General features: G+C 56.2%; 14 protein-coding genes. 6 read left to right on the top strand and 8 right to left on the bottom strand.

What is annotated here, in order from left to right:
• Positions 1-293 precede the first annotated feature (293 nt).
• From AC2FLJ_RS10805 to AC2FLJ_RS10775, 7 genes are all read right to left on the bottom strand, one after another.
• Positions 294-1,850: an ATP-binding protein gene (locus AC2FLJ_RS10805; protein WP_282121316.1), complete on the bottom strand. Its 1,557-nt coding sequence runs from the start codon at positions 1,848-1,850 to the stop codon at positions 294-296.
• Positions 1,844-2,527, bottom strand: a complete 684-nt coding sequence (locus AC2FLJ_RS10800) for a response regulator transcription factor (protein ID WP_496705744.1) — start codon at positions 2,525-2,527, stop codon at positions 1,844-1,846. Before AC2FLJ_RS10800 ends, AC2FLJ_RS10805 begins: the two co-directional genes overlap by 7 nt.
• 153 nt (positions 2,528-2,680) lie before the next feature.
• Positions 2,681-4,765: a VIT and vWA domain-containing protein gene (locus tag AC2FLJ_RS10795; RefSeq protein WP_496705742.1), complete on the bottom strand. Its 2,085-nt coding sequence runs from the start codon at positions 4,763-4,765 to the stop codon at positions 2,681-2,683.
• Complete coding sequence (xrtT, locus tag AC2FLJ_RS10790) at positions 4,762-6,216, bottom strand: exosortase T (protein WP_496705740.1); 1,455 nt, start codon at positions 6,214-6,216, stop codon at positions 4,762-4,764. The genes AC2FLJ_RS10795 and xrtT overlap by 4 nt, the downstream gene beginning before the upstream one ends.
• Before the next feature lie 166 nt (positions 6,217-6,382).
• Positions 6,383-7,615 carry a saccharopine dehydrogenase family protein gene (locus AC2FLJ_RS10785; protein ID WP_496705738.1) on the bottom strand — a complete coding sequence of 411 codons (1,233 nt, stop codon included), beginning with the start codon at positions 7,613-7,615 and terminating at the stop codon, positions 6,383-6,385.
• Positions 7,612-8,313 (bottom strand): DUF4166 domain-containing protein, encoded by a 702-nt coding sequence (locus AC2FLJ_RS10780; protein ID WP_496705737.1) that lies wholly within the window; start codon positions 8,311-8,313, stop codon positions 7,612-7,614. Before AC2FLJ_RS10780 ends, AC2FLJ_RS10785 begins: the two co-directional genes overlap by 4 nt.
• Before the next feature lie 40 nt (positions 8,314-8,353).
• Positions 8,354-8,851, bottom strand: coding sequence for a GbsR/MarR family transcriptional regulator (locus AC2FLJ_RS10775; RefSeq protein WP_496705735.1), 498 nt, complete (start codon positions 8,849-8,851; stop codon positions 8,354-8,356).
• Between the two features lie 545 nt (positions 8,852-9,396).
• Here AC2FLJ_RS10775 and AC2FLJ_RS10770 point away from each other — a divergent pair.
• From AC2FLJ_RS10770 to AC2FLJ_RS10745, 6 genes are all read left to right on the top strand, one after another.
• Complete coding sequence (locus AC2FLJ_RS10770; RefSeq protein WP_496699886.1) at positions 9,397-9,525, top strand: hypothetical protein; 129 nt, start codon at positions 9,397-9,399, stop codon at positions 9,523-9,525.
• Positions 9,526-9,899: 374 nt separating this feature from the next.
• Positions 9,900-10,823, top strand: coding sequence for a hypothetical protein (locus tag AC2FLJ_RS10765; RefSeq protein ID WP_496699885.1), 924 nt, complete (start codon positions 9,900-9,902; stop codon positions 10,821-10,823).
• Positions 10,820-11,695 carry a ThiF family adenylyltransferase gene (locus AC2FLJ_RS10760; protein ID WP_496699884.1) on the top strand — a complete coding sequence of 292 codons (876 nt, stop codon included), beginning with the start codon at positions 10,820-10,822 and terminating at the stop codon, positions 11,693-11,695. Before AC2FLJ_RS10765 ends, AC2FLJ_RS10760 begins: the two co-directional genes overlap by 4 nt.
• Positions 11,692-12,876: a hypothetical protein gene (locus tag AC2FLJ_RS10755; RefSeq protein ID WP_496705732.1), complete on the top strand. Its 1,185-nt coding sequence runs from the start codon at positions 11,692-11,694 to the stop codon at positions 12,874-12,876. The genes AC2FLJ_RS10760 and AC2FLJ_RS10755 overlap by 4 nt, the downstream gene beginning before the upstream one ends.
• On the top strand, positions 12,873-13,979 hold the full coding sequence (locus AC2FLJ_RS10750) for a hypothetical protein (protein ID WP_496699882.1): 1,107 nt from the start codon (positions 12,873-12,875) through the stop codon (positions 13,977-13,979). Before AC2FLJ_RS10755 ends, AC2FLJ_RS10750 begins: the two co-directional genes overlap by 4 nt.
• Entirely contained in the window at positions 13,979-14,953 is a 975-nt protein-coding gene (locus AC2FLJ_RS10745; protein ID WP_496705730.1) for a hypothetical protein, read from the top strand. Before AC2FLJ_RS10750 ends, AC2FLJ_RS10745 begins: the two co-directional genes overlap by 1 nt.
• Here AC2FLJ_RS10745 and AC2FLJ_RS10740 read toward each other — a convergent pair.
• Positions 14,950-15,240, bottom strand: coding sequence for a YiaA/YiaB family inner membrane protein (locus AC2FLJ_RS10740; RefSeq protein WP_113790425.1), 291 nt, complete (start codon positions 15,238-15,240; stop codon positions 14,950-14,952). The two genes, AC2FLJ_RS10745 and AC2FLJ_RS10740, sit on opposite strands and share 4 nt — an antisense overlap.
• Between the last annotated feature and the right edge of the window lie 7 nt (positions 15,241-15,247).

Raw genomic sequence — 15,247 nt, 5'->3', positions numbered from 1 at the left:
GACTCGCGATATATGTCACCGCTAGATAAAATACCACTTTCCGAAGAAGCGGACATAAGAAGAGCCGTCAAGCATCTTTCTGTAGGGCTCACTTCCCACCGCTCTTAAGTTCACTATTGTGTTGAATGTTGCTGTTGGTCTTGATCTCAAAACCCTTCCAACTGGTTCGTAGTCGCTTAATGATGTGGAGATGCATGAAGTAGCACCGCTTTTGCCAAGTGTAGGTGAAACGAATAACGACGTATTTCTCTCAAGTGTCTCAAAGTTATTCGGCGAACTATTTCCAGCAAAGTTCAAAACTTGATCCGAAAACTGGCGCCTTGCTTTGGGGTCATTGTTTCAATCGCTACACCTGCCTGTTTCAAAACAGCGGTAACAATGGATAGGCCCAAACCAGTGCCGCCTTGGTCCCGTCTGGTTGTGAAGAATGGTTCTGTGATGCGTGCACTGTTTCGCGGGCAAATGCCCGAACCATTGTCGGAAACGATCAGGCTGTTTGAAGCCGCGTCAAAACTTATGTCGACACGTGTTGCGCCGTGTTGAAACGCGTTTTGAAGAAGGTGATGCAGAACGATATGGCCCTGATCTTTGGACAAAGGCAGGTACGTTTCTGGCGGCGCCTGCAACTCGACAACCTTTTCTGAAAACGCGGCTGACGCCGCCTGGACCATATCCGCCAGTGACGTTGGGGTAGGGTCAGTTCGAATACTGGCCCGTGCCAGTTCGCGAAGACGGCTCAGCAAGGCGTTCATACGCAGACCTTCTTGCTGAATGTTATGAACCAGTTTCTGGTTGCGATCACCGGATACCGCTGACGGCCCATCAGACAACAGCTCTGCCGCACCCAAAATTGCCGTGACCGGCGATTTCAACTCATGGGTTACGTGGCTCGTGTAAGTCTCGATCGCAGTCGACCGCTCTGACAAGGTTGCAGCCATCGAAACGACGTTGTTACCCAGTTCCGCCAGTTCCTTCACGCCATAGTGCTGCACGGGATCGGGGATCGGTTTCAATCCGCTGGCGACATCCTGGCTTTGACAGCTGAGATCGCGAATTGGCTTCGAGATCAGCCGCCACATCATCCAACCGACCACAGCTGCAGACACCAGCATGAACACCACGACAGAGCCAAGCGTGAACCGTTCCTGAAACAGGAATTTCCGAAGGTCCATTGGCGTGCGCGACAGGTAAACGGCCCCGATGACCCTGTCATTCAACACCACCGGGTGGGCGACAAACACGCGGTATGAGGTATCGCGACTGATCGAGTTCAGCAGGTGCCGATTGGACGTGTCATCGCGCTGTCGCAGCAATGAAACGGTTTCACCCTCCAACGCTTGCGACACTTCGGGTACATGCAGAAAAGACCCGCTGGCTGATCCACTGCTGGCGATGATCCGCCCAGAGTGATCCATGAAAACATACCCCGACAGAGTGGTTTTCTTAGCCGACCTCGCCAGCTGTGACAGTGATTGAGAGATCTCCGAATACGGCGCGTCCAGCGGTTCATCACTTGAAACCGGGTCGGGGCGCGGCGGCGAGACCTGACCGCGAAACAGATCCAAACTGGCTGGGATGGGATGAAAGTCCTGAGTAAGGCGTTCCATCTGCTCAGTGGACAAACTGTGGCCGACATCGGGTGCGGCCTGGATCTCAGAAAAGGCCGTGGCATAGATTTCGCCAAAGATAACGGCCTGAGACAAAAGACTGCGTTCGGTTTCGCGTGCGAACTGGTTGCTGGACAGGCGGGCACCCAAAACACCAATGATCGGAAGGGTCACAAGGGCGATGCAGACCAGCGAAATCACCAGCGCAAGCGGCGGTCGCCATTTTTGCGTTACGGTCAGCACTGGCAAACGCCCAGCTTCACCCCAACCCCGTGCACGGTTTGAATCAAATCTGGATATCCCAAAGTGCGCGCCTTCTGACGGATATTACGGATATGGCTATCCACCGTGCGACCAGACAGATAGGTGTTGTGGCCGTAAACCAGCTCGATCAAGTGCGCGCGCGCATAGACGCGGCTTGGTGTTTTGGCCAGGATCGACAGGACCGCGAATTCGATCCCGGTCAGCTGGACCTCGGCCTCGGCAAGGGTGCAGCGATGCGCGCAATGATCCAGTTGCAGATCCTGAAAGACCGTCACGTCGTCCGGCGATTTAATGTCGGCCGAGCGGGCAAGGATGGCCTTGATCCGCAGCACCAGTTCACGCGGACTGAAGGGTTTGGTGACATAGTCATCGCCACCAAGCTGAAACCCTAGAATGCGGTCAATCTCATCATCTCGTGCCGTCAGAAACAGGATCGGCACGGTTGAGCTTTTGCGCAATTCCCGGCAGGCCTCCAACCCATCCATTTCGGGCATTCCGATATCCAGCACGACCAGATCGGCCGGGGTATTGCTAAAAACCTCCAATGCGTCCTGACCAGTGGATGCTTCGGTTGTTCGAAAGCCGGATTCTTCCAGCGCAAAGCGTACGACATCGCGAATACGGGCATCATCATCTACGATCAGGATGTTGTTCACTGTATGCGTCCGCCGTCGAAATACTACCGAAGTCACGATCAGAGATCATACTGCCATTGTCCGGGTCAAGTGGAGCTTGCACCTGTTGTCTGCGCCAGGTGAAATCATCCCCCAGCCACCAGGCATCGGTGCGCAGTTTGTAGGGTAACGCTCTCATGCCGAAACCCTCCGGCCTCGGCTCAGGCGCAGCGCGCCCAAAGCCATCAGCATTATCAGTCCGAAAATCGTTTGCGGCTCGGGTGTCGAAGACCCGCTGAACGCTGTTTTGGGATATGCTGCTGGGCCAACGCCCGCCACCTGCGGCAAGGCCACCGGCTTGGCATCTGCTGGCGCGTCGTCGGGGTTTACGACCATTTTTGAAACCGCAACAAAAGAGGTGAACTGCGTCTGAAGGTTGAATTTCAGCCCAAGATCGGTGATTTGCGCTTCAATCTTTCTGGGATCGCCGGCCTGCACCGCCATGGCGCGGTCAAGATCTGCGATTTTGGAACGTGCCCAGGTCAGTGGGATCGCAGTGCCCTGATGCGTATCACTTTCTGGACCGGATTCTGTTGGCAGGACTGTCGAGAGTGATATCTGTGCTTTTCTACCTTGCACCAGGCCATTGATCGTGATGTCCGCAGGCCCGCCACCTTCGTACCGAGCCAAAACCCGAATTGAGCCGCCATCGAACAGGTCGGGAATATGTTGTGGCACCACTTCGGTGACATTCAACCCACCCCAATCAATGGATACATCCGTCAGCACCGGCGATTTCAGATCCCGGGCCAGTGTGTCGGCGACATCCGAGGCGTGCTGGGTCGGATCAACGTAGCGGGCATAACCGCGCCCTTCTTCGGCCATCGCGTCCAACAGATAGCGATTTACTGCAGTACCCACGCCAAAGGCATAGATACGCGCATCGCCGATCTGTTGCCGGATTGTGCGCAACACGCGGGATTCCTGCCCAATATACCCATCGCTAAGGAAGACGACGATGCGCAATGTGTCGGCAGGTTGCCGCGTTGCAAAGGCATGACGGATTGCGTTGTCGATTTCTGTACCACCCCCGGCGCGCAGACTGCGCACGTAGCGTAAACCGGACTGGATGTTACCGCGTGTGGCAGGAACGGCTTGGGACGCGAACTCGGACGCGCCCGAGGAAAACCGGATCACGCGGAAATAATCCTCGGGGCGCAGACCTTTCAACGCGGCCTCCATAAACCGCTTGCTGGCATCCAAAGGCGCGCCGCCCATTGATCCCGAGGTGTCCAGCACAAAGACCAGCTCTCGTGCAGTTATCTGATCCGACTGCGGGATTTTTGGCGGCTCAACCAGCACCGATACAAAGCCACCCCGGTCATCATGGTGGGCCAGCACTCCGGCTGTCGTCTCATCACCACCAAGCGCGTAGCGTAGAACCAGATCGCGGTTGTCGATCACCCGCCCGTGCTTAAAAGTGGCGCTGATCACCCCCTCCGACTCATGGACTTGCAGATCATGCGTGGCGCTTGTCAGATTGGAAACGGGAACTGCACCGCGCAGATTGAGGTTCAGCGAGACCCGAGCGGGTTCAATTGTATCGGGGTTCGTCAGGCGCGGAACCAGAGGGTATTGCGGTAGCTTGGAAACCGTCCAGCCATCGACTTCGGTTATGGTAGAAGTGACCGGTTCTTCAGTATGGAAATCAGCCAACTCAAAGCCCTGAGACGTTTGGTCAAAATTCACCGCCCCTTGATAGCGCGGCCCGACGATCAGAGGGAGTACCAGCTCATAAGCTTCGTCTATCTTAGGGACGGCCTGCACATAACTCAGCGTCACGGTAATCGGCTGCCCCGGCATCAGATTGGCGACGTTCTGCGTGAACATGTTGGGACGATGTTGGGTCAAAAGGGCAGCGGCTTTGCCTTCTTGCTTTGCTGTCTCAAAGGTTTGTTCGGCCTCGTGCTTTTGTTGGATCTGCGCCTCAATCACTTCGTCGCCCACCTGCATCTGCATCGCGTAGACGGCGGCTTTTTGGTTGAGGGGGAACAGATACTCCGCCGACATCGGATCGTCCGAAGGGTTTATGAACACCTGCCGCACCTGAACGGTTGCCATATCGCCCTGAATATCAACGGAAAGGTCCGATTTCAGCAAGGGCAGATCCAATTGACCAGCCGCTCCGCTGCCGATCAATCGACCCGCGATGTCGTCTTTCGGCTGGGTGTACGCAGCCGCGGGGAATAGCAGAAAAATAAAAGCAAAATACCGTATCATATGTCCGTTCCTTTGATGGTGTGAATGTCGAGCGCTGCAATCGCGGCAGCGTCGAGTTGGGCGCGCAAGCTCGTGTGTAAGGCCCATGGGGTGATCCTTTGCACGCTGCTCCAGGTGCCGCCGGACCCGTTCAGCCAGCGCCAGATCGCTTCGCCCACGCTGGGTGTGACTTGCCCGTTTTGCGCGACGTAGCTGACCGCAACCAGCCATTGGTCCCCGTCCGGGCCGGTGGCACGGTAGTAGGCGCTGGGCACGCCGTCATAGCGTGTGCCCAGAAACCGAACCTTGTAGCCAAGACCCCGCAGGCAGATTTCAGGGGCATGCAAATGTCGCAGCGGCGCGCGCGTGCTGACCACATTCAGCCCCAGTGGACCGAATTGAGCCTTTTGCGCGTGTCCGCCATAGGCTTCGAAGTAATAAGCTTCCATCTGTGTCAGGGGCACTTTCTGCCCCAGATATCCTTGGATTTGTGCGGGCAGATTCGGGGTTACGACACTGCCTGAAACATCCACTGGGTTTGCCTTGAGAGACACGATCGCAATGCTGCCGATCAGGCATGCAAACCCCGCCAGTGCCCTGATGGGTTTGGGCAGAATGAACTGCTTGGGATGTGCGCGGCTTTTGTGCGTGTTTCTGCTGCGGGGCCGATAGAACAAGGCAAAAGGCGCAACTGTCAGGCCAAGGGTCACCAGCCCGATAAGGCTGTGCCAAGGCTCGGCCATAACATCCAGACCACGTGCAAGCCCAATCGCCAGCAGCGAAATGCGCAGGCTATTGCCCAAGGTGGCGCATCCGATCACGGCCAACAGGCTAAGGCCACCGACATGCCATCGCGGGCGCAAAACTGCGTTCTGCGTAACCACGAAGGCCAGCGACAGCAAAAGCCCCGAGGCTCCGGAACACGGCAAGTCCACCAGAATATCTCTCTGTTCCAAGGTGATGCGCACGCCGTCGCAGACAACATTCGAGAACAGTGCACTGAGCATGTGGCAGGACAGTTCCGCGGAAACCATCTGCAACGGGAACCCAAGTGTGCGTTGCAAGACCATTTCGGTCGGTAAGGAAAACAAGAACAGCGTAGCCATCCAAAACGGCGACAGCGCAAAAGGGCGCCGATTCAGCTGCAGCAACCCGACCAGCGCAAAAACATCCAAAGCAAGCGCAAGAGCGCTGAGAATGTTGATCGCCAAAATCTGCCCCAGAAACCGGATCAAAGCCGCCAAGAGCAACAAGGCAATCGCTGGAACGTCAGAGCCTGCCTCTTTCCGGCGGCCGCTCAGCAAGCTCATCCCGGCCAGACCCAAAATCAGTAGGACATAGACATACCCAAAAGACCCATAAGCCGGGCTAAGCCAGCTTCGAACAAGCCATTGCAAAGGTTGCGCGGCCAGAATTGCAGAGGCAATCGCGAAGGCACCCCATGTCAGTGTATCTGCGGTCAAGTGTTTCATGCCGCCAGAAGTGACGGGCGAATGCGCAGTTCCTCTGCCCAAGATGTGCAGATTTTGATGAGGTCCTCTTGGCTGAGGTCATTGCTGCGATTGTTATCTCGACTGAAATACGAGGTGGCGGACCAGCCCGTCAGTCAAAAACATCATATTCTGAACTACGTGAACTTTAGCGCGTATAGCGAAATGACAATTTTTTCGCACTGTTATGAATCGAGTTCCCGCGCTTTAAAGGTGCAGCTGTGTTTAGGCGCTGCCTGTCTGAATTTCCTGAGCGTTTGCTCTTTTGCACGTCGCCTCTTGGGTCAGTTGTGCCATGATCCATCAGGTCGACAGTCTCTGTATGAATTTCCAGATCTGCCATTGCGCCTTCAACCAGGGGCCTTGTCAGCTCTGCCAGACAGGGTCGCGCACCTGCATTCACGTTGTCATGTTCTCGCAGGATCGCGCGGCACATGACACCGGGAACAAAAGGACCGTGCCCCTTTTCCGCGATCAGCTTCCATTTTCGGGTCAGGCTCTGCCCGGCGCGCTTGCCGGAAACACTTACCTGCATACCGCCTCGGTCACTCCCGAAGGGATAAAGCGCTTTTGAAAGAACGTAGAGCGCAGAATAGGCAATGTCCGGTAATTCAAAGTGCCCGTACTGCCTGAGTTTAGCCAGCAGATGTAATGCCCAGTTCATCAACGGAAGTTCCAGACCTGCACGAAACATGACGCTCTTCGCGCCTGTCTTTTCCGGCAGCAGTGCGATGTCGGGAACTTCGACGCTGTATCCGGCGCGCCTCATACCCGGTTCCAACTCATACAACTTGCGATCCGTCCATCCGCTAGTTGTTTGCCAGGCACCATTGCGCCACACCTGATGCCGCCGTCCGACACCGCTGACAATACTCTTGATAACGGACATGCCTCGCGGTGCCCGGTTACCTGGCAGGATTGCGATGTCGATGACATCAACTTCATCCATACCTTCGATCAAGTTTTCGGCAATACAGGAGGACAGACCGGGCACACTGGATGCGCCGGAAAGGGCAAAAACACCTGCGGCCGTCGCTTCGGTGTTCAAAGCAGCAATACCCTTCGTGAACGTGGCGCTGTCCGACAGATCAAGATAGTGGCAGCCATGAGCGATACAGAGTTTCGGGACTTTATACGGATCATCACCATAGTGTTGGAACGGTCCTGCCGCATCAATCACAACGTCTGGCTTTACTTCGAAAACTGCCTCTGGTGCTTTGCCAATGTCCAATTTCAGGGTTTGCGCCCCGAGTTCCTGAGCCAGAGCGCGACCCTTTTCAGGGCGTCGCCCGGCCAGCCAAAGCTGATGCCCATCACGTGCCAGCAATCGGGCCGTCAGGGATCCGAAAACACCGTATCCGCCGATAATCACGACCTTCATGACGGGACACTCCCGATAACCTCAGCATCATGAAAGGTTGCGTCCTGCCAGATCAGCTGACCAAAAAGCGGATGCACCAGTTCCAGAGTGAACCGGAACTGCCCACCCCCAAGTTCTTCGTGGCCGACCACAAGCCCCCCAGGACAGACCCACCGTGGCAGAGGCAGTCGGTTTTGCCCCAGTTTCAGGAAGTAACGGTCGCTGACGAAATAGAGACCGTTCGCTGTGCTTTCGAGCTTTAGCGAGATGCCGATCCCAAAGCCGATGTATTCTTCCAATCCGGTTGGCCCGGCAAAGCGTTTGGAGCTACCGACCATCTGTGGAAACCCGGCCGCCCGACCATATTGCCGGATCCAAAACTGCCCGCCCGTTGCCGCATCTTCGGTGACGGTGACCACAGCGGATCGACCGACAGAGGTGCGATCAAACGGCAGCGGTGCCCCGATCACGCGCAGGGCAAAGGCCAGTGCACGCCCGACGGGGTTCATCCGCATTTGGGTCACGCGACCCTGATAGGCAAGGCTGGCATCCCCCAGCAGACGCTTGCTGAACCGGCGCTGAATTGCTTTGGGCAGGCGAGACCATGCCGAAGCCCCCAGCAAGTTCTTGAACCGATCATCCAGACTGCTGACCGCATCGGATTGCGGTTGAGCCGGCTTCGGGCCCGGCAGCGCTATCTTTTTGCTAATTTCGATCATTCTGTTTTTTCCGTCAAAAGAGAAATTGCGGGACAAATTTTTAGCTGCTTTTTTTGCCTCCGGTGAAGCTGAGCAGGGAAACGACTTTGGTTCCCATTTTCATCAACATTACCAGTTTCGGACGGGGCACAGTAAGCATATCGCTGAACCACGTATCGGCGGTGGCCAGAAATTCTTGCATGTCCTGCATGCGCCGCAACGCTGTTGGGTCAAGACTGCTTTCGGTTTCAGCCTGGGCCACGCACGCGCGCAGGGCTTGTGTCGCCGGATCAATCTCGCGTTCCTTGCGCCCTTGGGCGATGCGGATCCCCATTTCCCAGACATCCACTTCGGCCTCATAATGCTCGCGCCGGTCGCCTGGCACCGGAATGCGGCGAATGAGGCGCCAGCTCACCAATTCTTTGAGCGAGTTGGAAACGTTGGATCGCGCAATACCCAACGACTCGGCGATCTGCTCGGCATTAAGGGGTTTGGAGCTAAGGTAAAGCAGCGCGTGAATCTGCGCCACAGAGCGATTGACGCCCCATTGATTGCCCATATCACCCCAATAGAGAATGAATTGGCTTGCAGCGTCTGATTTCGTTATGTCATAAATTTCTGTCATGACAGAAATATCAGACAAGATGGAGCGAAAATCAAGACCTTTGTTGATTCAATGACAACTAAACTCGTGCTGACGCGACGGCCAAATGCCCAAACACGATCAAACAGCTGATTTAAACGGATCTCTCCCCACAGCATTCATGCAGCCGTTCAGCGTTAAAACTTGCGCCGGTAAATCTCAGGAATATGTATCGCAGCCATCAACAAGAAATGACATGGAAAGCAACCGACATGGGCGTCGAAGAGATGTATCAAGTGATCTTGAATGATAGGGTCAGCCGCGCAAAAGAATAACATGTGGATGCACCGGAACGCTCGCCTGATCAGATCGACCGGTTTGGAGCGCCCGCGGGTGACACGCAATCTGTGCAAGAATTGACGCGTTTCAAAACAGCCAGCCGACAGTAGTCTTGGGTGCAAGGCAAACAACTTGATCTGACATTTTCGCCCTTCTGGTGCGCAAGCAAGGCGAGGCGATCAATGACAAGCATTCCGGAAAAGACCATCGATCCGAAACTCGGGTTGCTGGAATTGGTCGGGCAGGTCAGCAGTGTTTCGCAGACCTATGAAGCAATGGGATACAGCCGGGAAATTTTTTATCCGGTTTAAGGAGCTCCCAATGCTCAAATTGTACTTTGTCAGGGTAGCGAGGTTTGAGCGCGACCCGACAATAAAAGTGACATTCGGGCGGTCGGCTTTGGCAGAAATATCCCCGCCGACTTCCTTTGCTATCCTGGGGTACAAGCGGCGGATATGTCGACCACCTTGCTGACGGCGGAAAGAGAAGTTGGTTGGACGCTGGCGGAATTCAGGACTTGCGCCGAAAAGAAAAAAACCGGTTGATGACGAAGCGATGCGACTGCAGGCAAGGTTGATTTCAAACGTTGGCTTTACCGAAACATAGTTCGGATCCGGATTTGAGCAGACATTAACGGGAACGGAATTTGATAAGTGCCATAATTAACGCGGCTTCGCAGCGTTACATGGATATTCGTCTGGGTATTCCGGGTGAATACCACGTACGCATTGTCGAACGCCCCGGCCTCTGGATGCCGAGCGATGAACTGGACAACCTAGTCGAGAATCTGCGGAGCGTGGCGTCGAAAACGTTGCCTACCGGGGAACTGGCGTATGGCGTTTTCGCCGGGGATCGCGACCGGCTTGAGCATTCGGTAATCACTCTGATTTCGCGCCGAGATGACAATACGCCGGTTGCCTTCAATGCCTTGGCACTGATGGATGTCGATCTAGGACACCGGTCCGAACCGGTGTTGCATCTGGGATTGGTCATGGTTGATCCAGCTCTTCGCAACCAGGGCTTCAGCTGGGTTCTCTATGGGTTGACCTGTGTGCTGCTCTTGTTTCGAAATGGTATGCGCCCGCTTTGGGTTTCGAATGTGACACAAGTCCCTGCAGTTGTGGGGCTGGTTGGTCAGGGCTTTGCCCGTGTGTTTCCCACGGCGCAGACAGGGCCGCAGAACCGACGCAGTCTTCTGCATCTGCATTTGGCGCGAAGTATCATCAAGGATCACCGCCATGTTTTCGGCGTCGGACCTGATGCAGGGTTTGACGAAGACCGCTTTGTGATCACCAACGCCTATACTGGCGGGTCGGATTATCTGAAGAAAACCTTCGAGGATGCGCCGAAACATCGGGATCAGGTCGTCAATGCGTTCTGCGAGAACCAGCTCGACTATGATCGGGGTGATGACATCCTGCAATTGGGGCAAATGGATATGCCAACCGCCCTGTCTTATGTCGGGCGCGAAGTTCCGCGCGGATCCGTTGCTGCACTTGCCCTTGCTGTCATAGCCGCGGTTTTGCAGCGGCTGGCGATGCCGCTTTGGCAATGGGCAGACACGCGGCACGAATTTGGCATCCTTAGGCCACGAGAGCAGAATAAATGACGGAATTTACCTATCAGGACTTCACCACCCGCAACCTCGGTTTTGTGTCCGGGGACGAACAATCACACCTGCGCAACGCCTGTGTGTTCGTCTGCGGCACCGGAGGAATGGGGGGCAGCGCGATCATGACCCTGATCCGCGCCGGGGTGGGCCGGTTGATCCTAGCCGATTTGGATGCGTTCGAAGTGTCCAACCTGAACCGACAACTGTTTGCAACGCTGAAGACAGTCGATCAGGACAAAGCGCAGGCAACCCGGGATCAGTGTCTACAAATCAATCCCGAAGCTGAGATTGAGGTGCTTGGTGCGGAATGGTCCGACCATGTGGATCGTCTGGTTCAAAGCGCGGATGTCGTGATCAATGGCACCGACGATCTTGGTGCCAGCTTGCTGTTATATCGCACGGCGCGGGCCAAAGGGCGCGCGGTGATCGATGCCTATGCGTCGCCGTTGCCGTCAGTCTATGTCACAACCCCCGACGACCCCATGCCCGAGGAGCGTCTGGGCTACACCACAAGCGGCACCAGCTGGAACGCGCTGACCCCCGAGTTGCGGGATGCGGCGGCCAAAGCCGAGGCCGAATATGTGCTGACCCATTCCTCATCCCGGCACCACGTTGATCTGGCTCTGGCAGGTGAGGTGATTGCTGGAACCCGCAGCCGCATGTCCTTTGCACCGATGGTGATTATGGCAGGAACATTGATGGGAGGAGAGGCGCTTCAATCTGTTCTGGGCCGCCCTCACGGCGCGGACTATCGCGGTTGGTTTCTGAACCCACACACTGGCAAGGTTGAGCGGCCTTTACCGCGCTTTCTTGCCGCGCTGATGCGTCCGCTGGTTCGACGGCAGATGAACAAGTTGCTGGCGTCATGATGGATACTGCGGCTTTTCTGGCGGATGCCTGGGTTTCGCTCTGTGCGGCGCTGGGTGCGGCAACTGTGTTGCTGCATCTTCAGGACCTGGTGCAGAGGCCGGAAATCGCTAAACGGTTTCAATTCTGCTTGTGGGTTCTGGTTGTTCTGATGCTGGCGCGGATTGGTCACTGGGGCGGCTGGGGCTGGCTGTTTTCGGCGGTCACAAATTTCTGCGCGGCACTGATACCTTTGGCTGCACTTGTTCTGTCCGAAGGGCTTACGCGCCGCCACGCGCCGCCGGTTCTGAAACAATTCTGTGCTTGGGGGGGCGTGGTATTCGGGCTGTTGGGCCTTTTCCAGTTCAGCAGTGTTGAGATCACCCGGCTGGCCGGTCTGCTGCTGTTTCAACTGTTCGGTTTGGGCGGCGTCGCTCTGTTTGTGTTGCGGCGTGACAAAGACAGCCTGTCATCGGCGGAAAATAGAACCATCAATTGGATAAGCCTGTCCTTTCTGCTGATCCTGCCGTTTCTGGCGACAGATTTCATGCGTGGGACAACGCTTGACCTGCCGGTCAGACTGGGTGGCGTGGCCGTGCTGGGACTGTGCTGGTTGTCGATCGGGATGAACCGTTCCGGATTGCGGCCGTGGGATACGCTGAGAGGTTTCGGCATCGTTATAGTCATGGCCGTTCTGCTACCGCTGATCTTTTCGGCGATCGTGCCGGTGGATATGAGGTCTGGCGTGCAGGTAATGGCGATCACTTTGTCCACGCTCATGCTATTGGCAATTTGGCAGGCAGCGATTGCCTTGCGGATTAAGGATCGCCAGCTGATCGCTCTGCGCGAGATTGCGGATGTCAAAGGGCAGGGACCACAAGCCAGCCTGACTTTGCTGCGCCGTGCTGCCGGATCTCCGGACTTGATACTGGTTGAAGAAGCAGATTTGATGGACATGAATCTTGATGATTTGCGCGCCAGCTTCACCACAACACCCGTGCAACAATTGGGGGCAACGGATGACGAACAGGTCAATTGGCTGTTCGCCCGTTTTGATGCGACCCATGCGGTGTTCCTGTCCGGCACCCCAATGCGGGTGGTCATGCTCAACAGCCCTGAAATCGCGACCCTGGACAGTACCGGTGCAGCCTTGCGCGCCGTACAGCGCATGGCGCGCGTCTTGGTACATGAGGGGGCAGTATGATTGAGCTGCTCGAAAGGGATTTTGCAAGTTTCTTCGCGGCCCCGTTTCACGCCTATGGTGCCGGCACTCCGTATGTGTCGCCGATGAAGGCAGATCTGAAACGTTTCCTGTCGATCAAGAATCCGTTGTTTTTCGATGCATCGGATTTCACCTATTTCTCGGTGAAACGCCAAGGCAAGCCTGTGGGTCGCATCACGGCCCATCTACATCGGGGGTCGAACGACCTGCATCATGAGGCGCGAGGATGCTTTGGCTTTTTCGATTGCGCAAATGATCCCGAGGCCGCTGCGCAATTGCTGCAGGCGGCGGAAAGCTGGTCCCGCGCGAAAGGCATGACCCGGTTGACCGGCAATTTCAACCTGACCGCGATGCAGCAGGCCGGGATCATGACGGATGGTTTTGACCGGGCCCCTTTTACCGATCAGATCTGCGGGCCTGCGCACCTGCCAGGGCTGCTTGAGGCGAATGGATATCAGCCACACTTTGCGATGACGACGTTCGAGCGGCGTCTAGACTCAAACCCGGCCCCGCAGGTTTTGCCCGACGAGCAGCGCGCGCAATTGTTAGAGCAAGGGTTCTCTTTCGCGCCTGTCACCCGTGCGACCATCGCGGAGCGGCTTGAAGACGCCCGTGCCATTCTGAACCGCAGCTTCAAAGACAACCCAATGTTTGTTCCGGTGACGGCTGAAGAGTTCCACTTTCAGGCCAAAGACATGAAATGGATCATGGACCCGCGGATTTCAAAGGTTGTGCATTATCGTGGTCAACCTGCGGGCGCGGTGATTGCCATTCCCGATCTCAACCCGTTGCTCCGGCGGATCGGATCGCGATTGCGCCTGTCGTTGCCGTATCACTACCTCAAATACAAGGCCCGCCGTGACCGCGCAGTGGTCATTTTTCAGGGCGTAATGCCCGAGTTTCAGGGCCGTTCGGTCAATCCATTGATGCTGAGCGAGATGACACGGGACATGATGGCCGCGGGATACAAAACGGTTGGTGGCACGTGGATTGCTGACGAAAATGCGGCCAGTTTACGCCAAACTGAAAAGGCGGGGGCCGTGCCGTTGCACAGATTGCACCTGTTTTCCAAGGAGCTGACGTAGTGGATCGCGCAGAATTTGAAGCAATTGTTGCGCAGGCGATGCTTGCCCCTTCGGCGCATAACACGCAGCCAGCGCGATGGCGGTTGGATGGCGCGTGTATCGAGGTCCATGCTGATCTGTCACGGCGCCTGCCTGTTGGTGATCCGGACGATCGTGATCTGGACGTCTCCTGTGGTGCGGCGGTCGAGGGCACGGTGTTGGCCCTGGCGGCGCGCGGATTTGGTGCCGACGTAACCTTGTCGGAAGCGCCGGTCGAGGCGGGAATGCGCATGATTGCTCGCATTGTCCCCAAGACAACCGCCGATACCGGTGATGTTGTGCTGGCCAAGGAGGTTTCAAAGCGTCTGACGCATCGAGCAGGTTTTATACCTGCACCGCAAGAAGCCTTCCGAAATTGGCGCGCCGACCACATGACATTGGTCCAGGATGCGTCCCAGATCGAATGGCTTGCCGGGCAAATCGACATCGCCTCGGCCCGTGTTATGCGGTCCAGGGACTTTCGTTCCGAGTTGCTGCACTGGATGCGCTTGCGCGAGGGCGATCCCAACTACCACACCGACGGTCTGAACCGAGAGGTACTTGCTATGGATGCGGCTACTGCAAGGATTGCACCAACCATTCTGGGTGGCAGGCTTTATGATTTTTTATCGTTTCTGGGCCTTGGCCCGCACCTGTCGGGCGAGGCTGCGCGCAGCCGTGGTGCAGGTGCAATCGCACTGTTTCACTGGCCTGAAAGTGGGTCGATGGTCACCGCTGGCCGGGCGTTCTATCGGTCCTGGTTACAAGCTGCAGCCCGTGGGTTGGTGGGTTGGCCTGCCGCGGCTTTGGCGGATGACCCACTTACACGCGCCGCTGTTTCGGATCGTTTTTCCATACCAGCCGACAGGGTTCTTTTTAACGCGTTAAGACTGGGGGTCGCCAACGGTGCCACCCCCAGTCGAACGCGCCTGACGGTGCGCGAGGTTATCGTTTAGGCGGCGATGTTCTCGCCCACCTCTTTCAGCAGCTTTTCGGTCTTTGCGTCTTCAATCCGATTGTGCAGACGTTGCGATTCCTCACGGTCGCGCAGGGTTTTTGTGATCGAAACGGTGGTATGTACCAACATCAACGCGGACATGGAGTAGAACCCTTTTGCCGCAAAGCTGGCTTCCAGGAAGTAGATGCCGCCGGCCATCATCGCTGCCGCGACAATGAACGAAATAATGGTGAACATGTTCCAGGCGTTGGATTGCGGCAGGTTCAGGTTTTCTTCGGTATTCATGGATCAA

It is taken from the genome of Ruegeria sp. CDSA034 (assembly GCF_059612275.1).
The sequence above is the reverse complement of the archived record's forward strand: the minus strand, read 5'-3'. Positions and strand labels throughout refer to the sequence as shown.